Here is a 14,155-nt window from a genome sequence, read left to right as displayed (position 1 = left end):
CGTATTTCGGGGCTAAAAATAATAAATTTGTGACAAATGTCACAATATTGTGTTTAGAAAGCAAAAAAAATGAGACGGTTTTATGACCATCCCATAATTTCACAGACTATGCAGTTTTTTTATTATAAGGGTTGCAGTCAGGTAATGGAAATGCCTTTCTTCTGCGTTTTGGAATCGCCGCTTGAATTCAGCAATTGGGGCAGCATCTTCGTGCTGCGAACCATAGGGGCATGACAAAGGGGGCAGACTGGTGTTTCTTCGAACACAAAGTTATCCCTCATCCATCCGTTACAGCCGTCATTGGTGCAGGACCAGATCGCTGTATCCACTTCCGGTATTTCCTCCAAAGGCTTTTTTCGGTAGTTCATTGCCGATCCTCCCTCCTGTACTCCGCCTGTGACTTTATGAGCCGGGCAAAGCGGGTTGTGGTATACAAAAAGACCGCCCCGCTTGAAGCGGGGCGGTTCCTTCTATTATTACAGTTTTACAACGTTTTCGGCTTGTGGTCCACGGTTGCCTTGAACAACGTTGAATTCAACGCGTTGGCCTTCGTCCAAAGTTTTGAATCCGTCGCCGACGATTGCGCTGAAGTGAACGAATACGTCGCTTCCGCCTTCAACTTCGATGAATCCGAAACCTTTCTCTGCGTTGAACCATTTAACTGTACCTGTTTGCATGTGTGTTACCTCCACAAATTTAAATTAATATGTTCTTTTTATCTTCAGACAAAGAAAAAATTCACACATTGAAAAGGGTTGTAAGCATTTGACAGCCCTTTTCAATACGAGAATTAGGTATCAACACTACGATTATTCTCATGTTACCACACCTCAATAACAAAGGCAAGCTGGCTTTCCGGTTTTCTACGTTTATGTTCTGATTAGGTTGTTTTGACAATGTAAATGCTATCAGAAACATATTATCAACCCATATTTCTTAATTACCCTGCCCGGCATGCTTTGAAACAAGCTTAGCGAAAAGTTCGGGCCGGCTGGTTCCAGCCGGCCCGCTGCTTTGTTATTATATACGCCGTTTCCCGCTTTTATTCCTGCGGCTTCTCCAGAAGTTTCACTGTCACCTGATGCGGCTCGCCATTGCGGTAAAAGGTGATCTTCAGCTCATCGCCGATCTTCGTCTGCTCGTACAGGTATTTGCGCAAAGACAGCGTGGAGGTAATCGGCGTGTCATCAAACTTGGTAATGACATCGTTGAACTGAAGGCCCGCTTCCTTCGCCGGCCCCACCGAATCCAGAACGACCACGCCATCCTTGACGCTGCCGGGAAGATTAAGCTCTTTGATCTGATCATCTGCCAGCGGCACATAAGGATTGTTCAGATCAACTGAGTATACGCCGAGATAAGAACGGGCAATCCTGCCACTCTTCACCAGCTCATCAGCCGTCTCTATTACATGATTGACGGGAATCGCGAACCCGAGCCCCTCGACGCCAGTGTCGGAAATCTTCATCGTGTTGATGCCGATCAGCTTGCCGTCGAGGTCGACCAATGCGCCGCCGCTGTTGCCTTCATTGATGGCGGCATCGGTCTGAATGACCGCCTGCTCCCAGTCGTACACACCGTCCTGATTCAGTGACACCGGAATGGTCCGCTCGGTATAGCTGACAATGCCGGATGTAAGCGAGTCCCCCAGTCCGAGCGGATTGCCGATGGCAATGACCGTCTCGCCGAAGCGCAGCTGGGAGGAATCCCCGATCTGGGCTACCGTATTAATGCCCTTAGCATCCACCGACAGCACAGCGATATCGGTGACTTTATCCGTGCCGACCAGCTCGGCTTTGTGCGTTTCTCCATCCACCGTAACTACTTCCAGGCTGCCGGAACCCTCTATGACATGATTATTAGTGATAATTAGGGCCTTCTTATCGTCTTTGCTATATATTACGCCTGAGCCCAGTGCGGACTCGTCGAGAATATTCAGTTCCTCGTTGTCTTCTTTATGATTAATAATGCTGACGACCGCAGGACGGACAACCGCCGCAGCCTGAACAAGCCGCTCAAAGGGGTCCTGGGCGCTGACCGCCTGGCTGGCTACCGGAACAGCCGCCTCCGGCTCCTCCCGGGTCAGATCTCCTGTGACCAGCCCGAACAGCAGTACAGCGACCACTGCACTGACTACGGAGCTGATGACCGATACCTGCCAGGTCGCGAGACCTCTGCGTTCACTGCGCGACCAGCCGCGGCTGTTGCCGTATCCAGGTGTCTCCTGCCTTTTGCTGGTTCGCCGCGATACCTTCGTAGAATAGAAATCGTCGTCAAACAGTCCCAACCTTAACCTCTCCCCTCTATGGCCATACGCATTCATCATTGAACGCCAAGCAACTGTGCTTCCCGCTTCTCCTATAGACTGCCGGCAGCGTCAAAATGTTCTACTAATCATTCACCATAAACGGGATGAATGCCTACGCGCAGGAAATCTTCTGCCAGCGGCAAGGACAGCGAAATTGCTAGCTTTTGAGCGGAATATTTTGCAGCTTCAAAGACTACAATACATATTAGAAGAATTGCACGAAATTTTGGCACAGGATCTTTCTACCTGATTGTATCACAGCAGGTTGCGCTTCCCGACTATTGTTTTTCGGAAAATACCGGTAAATTCCTGTAACAACGCTTAACGTTATTTCGAAAAGGAGGTTTAATTATGGACTCATTTTCCACCAGTATGGATTTGGTTCAGTTTATCGGCAAGCTTGGCGATCTGAAGGATGAACATTACCAGCTGATCGTGGTCCAAAGTGCCTTAATTGAACTGATGATTGAGAAAGGCCTGATTTCGCGTCAGGAGCTGGAGCAAAGAATCACCGAAACAGACCGGCTTATGATTGGCTCACCTTATCCCATGGCGTAGGCTGATCATAGAATGTATCGCACAGTTTAAACTCGCTGTCCTTGTAGAAGCATCCCCTGTCCTCCATGCCTCCGCGCACGGACATTTTGGCCAGCTCCATCATGTTGTGGTCACGGCTTAAATGGGCGAGGTAGGTACGCTTGGTGCGCCCCGTCAGGATCTCGCTGAGCACCGCACCGGCTGCATCGTTTGAAAGATGTCCAAGATCGCCGAGAATCCGCCGTTTGGTGTTCCATGGATAACGGCCCATCCGCAGCATTTCGATATCGTGGTTGGCCTCAAGCACCAGCACATCAGAGCCCTCCATCGCCGTCCGCACTTTATCGCTGACATAGCCGAGATCTGTGGCTACGCAAAGCTTCTCTTTGCCGTCATAGAAATTGTACCCCACCGGCTCCGCAGCATCATGGGAGATGGCGAACGATTCTACGCGCATGCTGCCGAAGTCCCGGTATTGGCCGGTCTCCAGCACGATCCGGTTATGCTCGGGAATGTTCCCGATGCCCTTCTCCAGCGCTCCCCAGGTTCCCGAATTGGCATAGATCGGCAGGTCATACTTGCGGGCAATTGCCCCCAGCCCCTTGATATGGTCCGAATGCTCATGGGTCACAAGAATGCCGTCAATATTGTGGCCGGTCATCTCGCGCATAGCGAGCAGCTCCTCAATCCGCTTGGCGCTGAGCCCTGCGTCAATCATCAGCGTCGTTTCCCCGTTGTGCACCACCGTAGCATTCCCGGTTGATCCGCTGGACAGTATTGTAAACGAAATTCCCATTTCCCTCTCCTGCTCCCTTTACTCTGTTGTCTTGGGACTAATGATGTCCGCAGTAATGGCATCTACATAATAGGCGCTGCCATCCTGCAGCATAAACCGCCACATCGGCGAAGCCACCTGGCTCTCGGAATTAAACAGCTCCCCGTAATAGCCGAGCTCAATGGCATTGACGACCGAATCGGCCGGAAAAGATTTTTCAATCAGGCTGCTCAGCGCCTGGGATGCCGGCAGCACCTTCTGGACCTCATCTCCGCCCCCGGCCGCGCCGAGCTCAATTTGCGGATGGCGGTAAGCTACAATCTTCTGATCGCTGTTAATCAGCTCCAGCTTTACTCTGAACAAGGGCCATTTGTTGTCGACCAGGGGATGAAGCACATGCTTTCCGGGCTCGCTCTCATTCTGGTAGAACCGGTAATTGGCAATATCGGAAATCTCCGGCTCCAGCAGCTTGCTGAGCTCTGAAAACGAAGAATAGATCAGGGCGCTGTCCACCGGCTCTTTCAATGCTACCGGCGGTGCGGTCTGCTCCTCCCCGGAATAACGGTAGGTGATCGGCGGCAGCTGCGGCGTAGCGGCCGGTATCGGGCACAAGACCCGGATCCCCTTTTGCTCCATCACGGCCTTCGTTTCTTCCGACAGGGAGGTGAAGTCCAGATTGGCACTGGCCTGATCGCGCAGATCCAGCCACAGCTGATAACACAGCAGCAGATTCAGTACAAGGAACGCATAGATAAGCACGCTCTTGGCTCTTCCCCAATCCATTACTCATCCCCTCCTCCCTATTGGAATTTTAAAGCTGCCCCCATGCAGGGGATTAATCCAGAACTACGGTACTGTTGTCACTTAGGGTAACCTGCCACACCGGAACAAGCTGCAGCTTGTCCACGTCCAGCGATGGCATGTATGCAGGCGTCAGATCCTTAATAGACAGCGTCAGATTCAGATCATTCAGCCTAGTCCGCAGCTCCTCGCCGCCGGGCAAATGGGCAATGGTCTTTACCGCTTTCTCTTCTTCCAGATAAATCAGGGAGCGTTCATAGGAAGAGACGGTGCCCTGCTGAAGTTCAAGCTGGATCTCGCCGTACCGCAGTCCCGGCTTGCCCACAATCGGGTAAGATCCGTAATACTGCTGAAAGACGACGCTGCGCTCCTCCTGCCGGTCTTCTTCGGCCGTCGCCAGCCGGTATTCCCCGTTCCACCCGCCATGCTCGTTCACGAAGTCGACAGCCTCCAGCGCATCGGTGGCCGGCGTGCTCTCCCCTGCCGGCAAGGCCGCCGGGTCGCTGTAGCTCATCCAGTTCTGTTCATCGACCTGCAGACTGCGTTTACTGTCGGTGTAGATTTTTGAGCCGTCCTTCTCCGGTATATAGCGGGTACTGCCGGCATCGAAGAACAGATTGCTCTGCATTTGCTCAATGGTATACATACCGATCGGCAGTTCGACCTCCAGCAGCTGCAGCGGCGACTCGGGTACATAATAGGTATCGTTGACCACAGTGTACGGGGTCAGATTCTGCCCGAAATCCACATGCTGCTGCACGTCCTGTACCGTCAGGTCGGCTTTGGCTGCCTCATACACAATGTCCCCCCGGGTACTGAAGAATACCGCATGGGTCTTGGCGTCATTCTTGCCGTTGTAAATCCATATCCGGTTGATGCTCTCGCCCTCAAACAGCGAGTCCGGCGACAGCTGCATGATCCGCTGCAGCAGCGTTACAGGTATACCTTCCCCGAACGACAGCTCAATGCCGGAATTCTCGCGGCGGATTTTGTTCCAGTCGAAATCCTGTACAGCCCGGCGCTGGAAACTCTCAAAGCCGCGTCCTTTAATCCGGTTCAGAATCAGATCGTAGAAGGCCGCACCCGGATAGAATAAGGTGTGCCGGTTTTCACCCATATGGATTACCATTCGTTCCGGATACAGCAGATTCTCCACGTTCTGCTCCGGCCCCATATGGTCTGTCTTCACGTATAAGCTCTCCGACATGACCGCCGAATCGCTGCCCGGCAGCCGGTAAATCAGATAATAGCTCTCAATCAGGCTGCCGAAGACCAGCAGGGCAAGCAGCCAGGATTTGATTTTCTCCTTCACAGCTCACTCCTCCCTTGCTGCAAAAGCGGCAGCGTAAACGTAACCAGCGAGCCCTGATTCAGCTCGGATTGCAGGGAAATGGAGCCTCCGTGTGCTTTGACAATTTCCCGGGCAATGGACAGTCCGAGGCCCGTCCCGCCCATATTGCGCGAACGGGCCTTGTCCACCCGGTAAAAACGCTCAAATATGCGCTCGATATCCTTCTTCGGAATCCCGATCCCGGAGTCGCGCACTGAAATTGCAAGCATGCCTTCATCGTTCTTGCGCGCTTCCAGCTCAATGGCTCCGCCTTCCGGCGTATATTTTAAGGCGTTGGACACCAGATTGCCCAGCACCTGATCAATCTGATCGCGGTCCAGCCAAGCGGAGGCGACCTCTTTGTGTACGTTGGTTCCGATACGTATCCGCTTCTGGCGCAGCTGGAAGGAGAAACGGTCGGCTACATCATCCAGCATTTCGAAGATATCGGTCTGCTGAATGCGCAGACTCGACTCCTTCGAATCCAGCCGTGAAAGATGCAGCAGATCGGTGACCAGCCGGATCATCCGCTCGGTCTCATTGCGGATAACACCGACGAACCGTACCGCCAGCTGCGGGTCTTCAAGCGCTCCGTCATCAAGCGCCTCCGCGTAGCTCTTAATGGTTGTCAGCGGCGTCCGCAGTTCATGGGAGACATTGGCGACGAATTCGCGCCGCGATTCCTCCAGGTTCTCCTGCTCGGTAACATCCTGCAGCACAGCGATGGTGCCCGCGATGCCGCGGCCCTCGCGGCGGTGAATCGGTGTGAAGGTGACGCGCACAATGTTTGCTTCCGCGCCGTCCATCGGGGTTAAGCGCAGCATCGCTGACTGAGCGTTGCCCTGTGCTAGGGAGCCGGACTGCTCATGGTCCAGTCCCAGCAGCTCGTCGAGCGGAGCGCCCTCCGGCAGCGGGTTCTCTGAGCCGAGCATGTGCGCGGCCCGGGTGTTCATCAGGATGACCCTGTTATTCTCATCCGTTGCCACAACGCCATCGCTCATGTTCGCCAAGATGGAAGCCAGCTTCTCCTTCTCTTCTTCATTCTGCGACAAGGCTTCATGCAGCCTTCCCGTCATATAGTTGAACGCCTGGCTCAGCTGTCCGATCTCGTCATTGCCGAATACCGGCATCTTGCGGTTAAAACGCCCCTCAGCCACCGCCGTAGCATGCCGGGTCATCTCCTTGATCGGATGCGTGATGGTATGGGCCAGAATCACGCCCAGCACCGCCGTCAGCGCCAAGGCCAGCAGCAGACCCGATAGAAAGACATTGTTAATCCGGCTGATAGTAGCGTACAAATCCTTCATATCTGCAGCAATATAGATGGCACCTACTACCTTATCGCCGGATAACACAGGCTTGGCGACCACCTTCTTACGGACATTGTCGTCAGCAATAATATATTCCTCATTGTCGCTGATGCCCTGCAGCGCACGGTTGACTACGGTCTGTGTATTCCGCTGCCCGATAATATCGTTCTGCGAAGCGACAGAGGTAGTGATAATCTTACCGCTCGCATCCAGCACCTGTATCTCGGCTCCGCTGATATACAGATTGTTGACCATTCCGCGCAGGCTTTCCACCACGCCATCTTCGTCGGCGGTTCCCGCCTCGCTGCCGAATTTATCGGCGGTCAGAATCGAGAGCATTTCCGCCCGTGCCTTCAGGTCTTTGGTGAAGTTATCTGTCAGCGAATTCTTCATCGAACTGACGAAATAGACGCCGATAAGCTGCATGGCGATCAGAATGAGCAGCACATAGATCATAATCAGCCTGGCCTGAATCGTCCGGAAAAAGGACAGCCCCTTCATCCCAGGCCCCCGTTTTTCGGGCTATGCATCAAATATCCGAGGCCACGCCGGGTAAAGATATATTCGGGCTTGCTTGGATTCTCTTCAATCTTCTCTCTCAGACGGCGGATCGTCACGTCCACTGTCCGCACATCGCCGAAATATTCAAATCCCCATACCGCCTGCAGTAGATGCTCGCGGGTCATCACCTTGCCGGCATGGCGGACCATATAGTAGAGCAGTTCATATTCACGGTGGGTCAGGTCCAGCGGTTCGCCGTCCTTATAGACCATATACATATCGGTATCGATAAACAGTCCGAAATGATAGACACCCTGCTTCGTCTCCGGCTTCTCGCTGAGGGCCTCGGCCTGCACCGGCTTCTGCTGGCGCCGCATCTGAGCCTTCACTCTGGCCAGCAGCTCACGCGTGCTGAAGGGCTTGGTCACATAATCATCCGCTCCAAGCTCGAGGCCCAGCACCTTGTCAATTTCGCCGTCCTTGGCCGTTAGCATAATGATGGGAATATCCAGATGTGCGGAACGCACCTCGCGGCACACATCCATCCCGTCCTTCCCCGGCAGCATCAGATCCAGCAGCATCAGATCGGGCCGCCTGGTCAGGGCCAGATCAACGGCACTGTTGCCGTCGAACGCACAGATGACCTCATAGCCTTCCTTCTCCAAATTAAACTTTAAGATATCGGCAATAGGCTGTTCATCGTCTACTACCAGAATCGTTCCCATCTGCATGGCTCGGCTTCACCTTTCTAAGCGTTGTTAAACCCTTTCCCTTTATTCTAACATACCTGACCGGGCGTCACATCCCATGAAACAAGTGAGCCGCCCGGAAAATCCGGGCGGCTCATAAAAATATTGGATGATTTCAGTAGGATTATTTCAAATACTTCATCGGATTGACGGCCGTGCCGTTCTTGCGGATTTCAAAATGCAGGTGTGTGCCTGTCGAACGCCCGGTGCTGCCCATAATGCCGATCTTGCTGCCCTGAGACAGCTTCTGGCCGACCGATACCGAGATGCTCTTCAAGTGTCCGTAATAAGTTACATAGCCGTTCTTATGATTGACGATAACCACGTTGCCATAGCCGCTTTGCGTTCCGGCAAAGGTGACGACCCCGGCGTCGGCGGCCTTAATCGTCCGGTTACCGGAGACGAGATCGACGCCCTTATGGGCGCGGCCCCAGCGTTCGCCGAAGCTGCTGGAAATCGATGCGCCGCTGACCGGCCAGGCGAACATGCCCGTTCCCTCACCGACAACTTTGGTGCCGCTGTAGACCACTTCCGGCAGTGAAGCCTTCACAACCGTCTGGCCCAGCCACTCTTCCTTAACGACAATGCCGTTCTCCTTGGTGACACGGTACTGCATTTCCTTCAGTCCCGTCTGGCCCGGACGCACAACCTTGCGTTTACCGGCAGCCAGCTGGTCGCTCTTGCGGATTTCAACCTCCGGCTCGGTCACGACCTGCTCCGTCACCTGCTCGACAGTGACCACCGTCAGATCAGGCTGCGGCACCGTCAGCTGCAGCTCATCGCCGATCTGCAGAGTCAATTCCTTAACGGCAGGGTTATTGCGGAAGATCTCATCCTGTGTAATTCCGAAACGTGTGGCAATAGCTGAAACGGTGTCGCCCTCCTGCACAGTATAGACGAGCGGTTCTTCATCGCCTTCCGTCAGTGTCTTGACGGCCTCTTCCACGGTCAGCACCTTGTTGGGGTCAGCTTTGACTGGAACAATCGAGACCTCTTCGCGAATTTCAGCCGATTCCAGCTTGTCCGAATCTGCGGCGGACACCGAACTTGATGCCGCTGTCTTCATCAGGGTAACACCGGCGCTGGCGACAGCCTGCGGCGCATAATGCTGCTTGACGGCCTCCAGAACCGCATTCGCCGTCTCCTGGTCTTTGACAATGCCCAGTGCTTCCCCGTCTACGGTCAGCTGCACACCAATCGCATACGCCTTAAGCATGCCGTCCAGCTTCTTCAGTGTCGCTTCGCTGTCCACTTCCGGCTTGAATGCCTGCTCCTGCTCTGTCGTAATGCCTTCTGTTTGGAGCACCATCACCGAATCAGGATACTTTTGCTGATATTCCTCCCGTTTCTCCTCAAACAACTGATTGAGGTCCGCCTGCTGATAGATCTTGCCGACCTCCTGGCCTTTGACCAGCACCTTGTAATAAGTTTCCGTATTTGCGGTCACATACTTCTTCTCTGCTCCGATCAAAAATGCGCTCACCAGCACCAGTCCGGCGGAAGCCACAATCCAGGAGCGCCGCAACCTGCGGGATCTGGTTTCTTGAACGTAGACATGAGTTTGCCCGGAAGCACCGTTATCCGGCCGCTCTTCTGCGCTGAACCCTGCAGGATCCTGCAGTTTCCCCGTCCCACGCATAAACTTAAATCCTTTCATGAAACTCTCCCTTTCAGCCCATCCCTCTCTGCCACAACCAGGATGTCCAAGCTTGTTGTACGACCCCTTATATATATAATTGCTGCGTCTATATTTATAGTTTTGTGTGAGTCTGAGTCTTCCGGGATTTATAAATTTTTAATAACAAAAAGGTTACAAAAAATTAACCCCTGCTAGTCCTTTTTTACTGTACCATAGCCGCTTGAACGATTTCAACTTGGTTATCATGACAAAACCCGCGATTTTCGCGGGTTTTGTCCGTAAATATAGGCTTTAAACAGGGTTGCTGTGTCCAAAAAGTGACAATTTTCAGTTGCCGTCGCTTTCGTTAATATTTGGTGTAAGCATTTTCATTAACTGATCATATTCCTCAGATTCCACGTACTTAGCAATAATATCCTGTAGTTCCTTAACTTCACTCTCTGTTAAGCCGTCTTCCATCGCCGTAGAGATCTTCTGCATTTCCTCCTGCGGCAGCTTATTCATTAATATATTAAAAATACTGGCTTTCTCCGAGGAAGGCAGGCTGTCCTTCATCTCGCCCATAGCCTCCGGCGTCATAACCAGCTGCTGGTCGAGCACGTTGCCTCCCCCTTGCGTCTCCGTGCTGCTTACCCCGCCCATGACCGGTATGGAGTTCTCCGGCACCTCCTCCTCGGCCGGTTCTTCGGTGTCCTGGCCGCCCTCAGAGACAGCCCCGCTTTCCTGAGCCCCCGTGCCGCTGCCGGTATCTTCTTGTTGCCCTCCGCTGTTGTCGCCTGTACCGGTAATCGCCTGCACCAGCCCGCCGATTCCCGGCCCGGGCGTACCCAGATCAATACCAAGGCCGCTCAGCACGGATTGGATATAGGTCTGTACGACTATGGCCGTAGTCGCAACAGACAATGCGCTGGCCAATACGACGATCAGGCACACTCCCAACGCACGTTTCAGCAATTTCATCTTCTTCACTCCCTCGCATCTGCCTTCCTATTCTTCCAGTATTGACTGGAAGCAGCAGAGGGAAACCTATCTCAACCCCACAAAGTGATGTTGATCCACCGAAGCTAATCCGGGTACTTTGCGGGGACCCCAACAACCTGCCCCACAAAGTGATGGCGATACACTGATGCTAATCCGGGTACTTTGCGGGGACCCCAACATCCTGCCCCACAAAGTGATGTTGATCCACCGAAGCTAATCCGGGTACTTTGCGGGGACCCCAACATCCTGCCCCACAAAGTGATGGCGATTCACTGGAGCTAATCCGGGTACTTTGCGGCGGATCACTCCCGGTTAACGCAAAAAAAAGAGACCCGGCACGGGTCTCTTTCACAATCAGCGTATCATTATTCGTAAATCGGCAGTACCTGGTTGGTCTGCTCGCGGTTACGGCCTACCGAGAAGATGGCAATCGGGATACCGGTCAATTCAGCTACACGCTCCACGTAACGGCGGGTATTGGCCGGAAGGTCTTCCAGCGTCTTAGCCGAAGTGATATCCTCGCTCCAGCCCGGCAGTTCTTCGTACACTGCTTCGCATTCCGCCAGCATTTTGAGGCTGGCCGGATAATGAGTAATAACCTCGCCCCGGTATTTATAGCCGGTGCAGATCTTTACCGTTTCCAGTCCGCTCAGCACGTCCAGTGAATTCAGCGACAAGCCGGTGATTCCGCTGACACGGCGCGCATGACGCACCACCACGCTGTCGAACCAACCCACCCGGCGCGGGCGTCCAGTTACGGTGCCGTACTCATGGCCGGTCTCACGGATGTAATCACCGATCGAATCATTCAGTTCAGTAGGGAACGGTCCGTCGCCGACACGGGTCGTATACGATTTGGCAACACCGATAACCTGCTTGATCTTCGACGGGCCAACGCCGGAACCGATGCATACGCCTCCTGCCGAAGGATTGGAGGACGTTACAAACGGATAAGTACCTTGGTCGATGTCAAGCATTACCCCTTGTGCACCTTCGAACAGCACTTTGGAATCCGCGTCGATAGCATCGTTCAGCACCACCGAAGTGTCGGTCACATAGCTGCGCAGCACTTCCGCATAGCCCAGATATTTCGTCAGCACCTCTTCAACCTCAAGAGGATCTGCTCCGTATACCTGCGTGATAATCTGGTTCTTTTCCTGCATCAGATGGCGCAGTCTCAGCTCGAACTCTTCGGCATCCATCAGATCGGCGATACGGATTCCGTTGCGGGCCGCCTTGTCCATGTAGGCCGGGCCGATGCCCTTACGGGTAGTGCCGATCTTGTTCGGCCCCTTTCGGTCTTCTTCCAGTGCATCCAGCAGCATATGATATGGCATAATGACATGGGCGCGGTCGCTGATCACCAGGTTCTTAGTGTCAAAGCCGTTCTCATGAATATAATTAATCTCTTGAATCAGCGCCTCCGGATTGATAACCATCCCGTTGCCGATAACGCAGGTCTTCTCTTTATAAAATACACCCGATGGAATCAAGCTCAGCTTGAACTTCTTTCCGTCAATCAGAATCGTGTGACCGGCATTGTTACCTCCTTGATATCTGGCGACCACATCTGCGCTTTCCGCCAGAAAATCCGTGATTTTCCCTTTGCCTTCGTCTCCCCATTGTGTTCCCACGACGACTACCGTTGACATGTTCATTCCTCCGTAGGTGCTGGCAGCACCATTATTTTTCATAATATGGGCTCCGCACAGGCTTCTTATGTACGCCGCCCTCCGGACACCAAGCGGTTTAACCCGCTAAAGCACAATAATCAGTGTACCAGTGCGACTTTTCAAAGTCAAATAAAAACGAACGATCACACCATAAAAAGTGTGATCGTTCGGATATTGTGCGGAAATCGCCTAACCTGCAAACGGCTCCGCATGAGCCCGCTCGTAGTTGACGAATTTGTTGAAATTTTTCAAAAATACCAGCTCTACTGTGCCTACCGGGCCGTTACGCTGTTTGGCAATGATGATTTCGATGATGTTCTTCTTCTCGGTCTCCTGATTATAGTAATCATCACGGTACAGGAACGCTACGATATCGGCGTCCTGCTCTATGGAGCCAGATTCACGAAGGTCACTCATCATCGGCCGCTTGTCCTGCCGCTGCTCTACCCCGCGGCTAAGCTGAGACAGGGCAATGACCGGAACATCCAGCTCGCGGGCAATCTGCTTCAGCGTACGGGAGATTTCCGAGACTTCCTGCTGGCGGTTCTCGCCCGGTTTGCCGCGGCCCTGAATGAGCTGCAGGTAGTCGATGACAATCATCCCCAGCCCCTTCTCCTTCTTCAGCCGCCGGCATTTGGCCCGGATATCGGTGACCGTAACGCCCGGCGTATCATCGATATAGATCTCCGATTCGGCCAGCGAGGCGATTCCCATGGTAAGCTTGGACCAGTCGTCATCGTTCTTAAACTCACCGGTACGCATAATATTGGCGTCAAGATTAGCCTCGGCACAAATCATACGCTGCACCAGCTGGGCCGCCGACATTTCCAGACTGAAGATCGCTACGGTCTCTTTGGCGCGGACCGCCACATTCTGGGCAATGTTAAGCGCGAACGCCGTCTTGCCGACGGAAGGACGCGCCGCCACGATAATCAGGTCGTTTCGCTGGAAACCGTTCGTCATCTTGTCCAGGTCGGCGAACCCCGACGGAATCCCCGAGGTATTGCCTTTATTCTGATGCAGCAGTTCAACGCGCTCGAAGACCTCCATTACCACATCACGGATAGCAATGAACCCGCTGCCGCTCCGCCGGTTAGAAATCTCGAGAATCCGCCGCTCGGCGTCGCTCAGCATAATGCCGACGTCTTCGCCGCCAGTGTAGCCTTCGCTCACAATCTGGGTCGCGGTACGGATCAGCCGCCGCAGCATTGCCTTCTCTTCAATAATCTGGGCGTAATAATCGACGTTAGCCGCAGTCGGTACTGCATGCGCCAGCTTGGCCAGATAGCTGACTCCGCCGATGTCCTCGAGCTCTCCCTTATCCTGTAGCCTTGACGTTAGCGTAACTAGATCGATCGGCTGGTTCTCTTCTCCGAGCTGTATCATGGCATCAAAAATCATTTGATGCGCCTTGTCGTAGAAATCTTCGGGATTCACCCGCTCCATCGCTGTGATCAGCGCTTCATCCTGCAGCAGAACGGCACCGATGACAGCCTGCTCCGCCTCCAGGTTCTGGGGAGGAACCCGATCGAAAAAGAGATCTCCGCCCAT

The 14,155-nt window shown here is 53.5% G+C and carries 13 protein-coding genes; 1 reads left to right on the top strand and 12 read right to left on the bottom strand.

The window, feature by feature from the left end; all coding sequences use genetic code 11:
• Positions 1-137: 137 nt before the first annotated feature.
• From F1381_RS03155 to F1381_RS03145, 3 genes are all read right to left on the bottom strand, one after another.
• Complete coding sequence (locus F1381_RS03155; protein ID WP_150272683.1) at positions 138-368, bottom strand: cold-shock protein; 231 nt, start codon at positions 366-368, stop codon at positions 138-140.
• A 108-nt stretch (positions 369-476) separates the two neighbouring features.
• The gene (locus tag F1381_RS03150) at positions 477-677 is read right to left on the bottom strand and encodes a cold-shock protein (RefSeq protein WP_036592608.1); all 201 of its coding nucleotides are present in this window, start codon (positions 675-677) and stop codon (positions 477-479) included.
• Positions 678-1,042: 365 nt separating this feature from the next.
• Complete coding sequence (locus F1381_RS03145) at positions 1,043-2,287, bottom strand: S1C family serine protease (RefSeq protein WP_151733373.1); 1,245 nt, start codon at positions 2,285-2,287, stop codon at positions 1,043-1,045.
• A gap of 372 nt (positions 2,288-2,659) precedes the next feature.
• On the opposite strand from F1381_RS03145, the gene F1381_RS03140 reads away from it, so the two are divergent.
• A complete protein-coding gene (locus tag F1381_RS03140) occupies positions 2,660-2,866 on the top strand; it encodes a hypothetical protein (RefSeq protein WP_151733372.1) in 207 nt (68 codons plus the stop codon).
• On the opposite strand, the gene F1381_RS03135 is transcribed toward F1381_RS03140, so the two are convergent.
• From F1381_RS03135 to dnaB, 9 genes are all read right to left on the bottom strand, one after another.
• Positions 2,835-3,641, bottom strand: a complete 807-nt coding sequence (locus F1381_RS03135) for an MBL fold metallo-hydrolase (protein WP_151733371.1) — start codon at positions 3,639-3,641, stop codon at positions 2,835-2,837. The genes F1381_RS03140 and F1381_RS03135 overlap by 32 nt on opposite strands.
• 18 nt (positions 3,642-3,659) lie before the next feature.
• Positions 3,660-4,403 carry a two-component system regulatory protein YycI gene (gene yycI, locus F1381_RS03130; RefSeq protein ID WP_151733370.1) on the bottom strand — a complete coding sequence of 248 codons (744 nt, stop codon included), beginning with the start codon at positions 4,401-4,403 and terminating at the stop codon, positions 3,660-3,662.
• Between the two features lie 52 nt (positions 4,404-4,455).
• Complete coding sequence (locus F1381_RS03125) at positions 4,456-5,733, bottom strand: YycH family regulatory protein (protein WP_151733369.1); 1,278 nt, start codon at positions 5,731-5,733, stop codon at positions 4,456-4,458.
• The gene (gene walK / locus F1381_RS03120) at positions 5,730-7,562 is read right to left on the bottom strand and encodes a cell wall metabolism sensor histidine kinase WalK (RefSeq protein WP_151733368.1); all 1,833 of its coding nucleotides are present in this window, start codon (positions 7,560-7,562) and stop codon (positions 5,730-5,732) included. Before walK ends, F1381_RS03125 begins: the two co-directional genes overlap by 4 nt.
• Positions 7,559-8,293, bottom strand: a complete 735-nt coding sequence (yycF, locus tag F1381_RS03115) for a response regulator YycF (protein ID WP_151733367.1) — start codon at positions 8,291-8,293, stop codon at positions 7,559-7,561. The genes walK and yycF overlap by 4 nt, the downstream gene beginning before the upstream one ends.
• Before the next feature lie 142 nt (positions 8,294-8,435).
• On the bottom strand, positions 8,436-9,968 hold the full coding sequence (locus F1381_RS03110) for a M23 family metallopeptidase (RefSeq protein WP_151733366.1): 1,533 nt from the start codon (positions 9,966-9,968) through the stop codon (positions 8,436-8,438).
• A gap of 309 nt (positions 9,969-10,277) precedes the next feature.
• Positions 10,278-10,910: a hypothetical protein gene (locus F1381_RS03105; protein WP_151733365.1), complete on the bottom strand. Its 633-nt coding sequence runs from the start codon at positions 10,908-10,910 to the stop codon at positions 10,278-10,280.
• A gap of 386 nt (positions 10,911-11,296) precedes the next feature.
• On the bottom strand, positions 11,297-12,583 hold the full coding sequence (locus F1381_RS03100; RefSeq protein WP_151733848.1) for an adenylosuccinate synthase: 1,287 nt from the start codon (positions 12,581-12,583) through the stop codon (positions 11,297-11,299).
• Positions 12,584-12,793: 210 nt separating this feature from the next.
• Complete coding sequence (dnaB, locus tag F1381_RS03095) at positions 12,794-14,155, bottom strand: replicative DNA helicase (RefSeq protein ID WP_151733364.1); 1,362 nt, start codon at positions 14,153-14,155, stop codon at positions 12,794-12,796.

Source organism: Paenibacillus tengchongensis (assembly GCF_008973665.1).
Taxonomy (GTDB): Bacteria; Bacillota; Bacilli; order Paenibacillales; family Paenibacillaceae; genus Paenibacillus_AQ; species Paenibacillus_AQ tengchongensis.
This window is presented reverse-complemented; position numbering and strand designations above follow the sequence as displayed.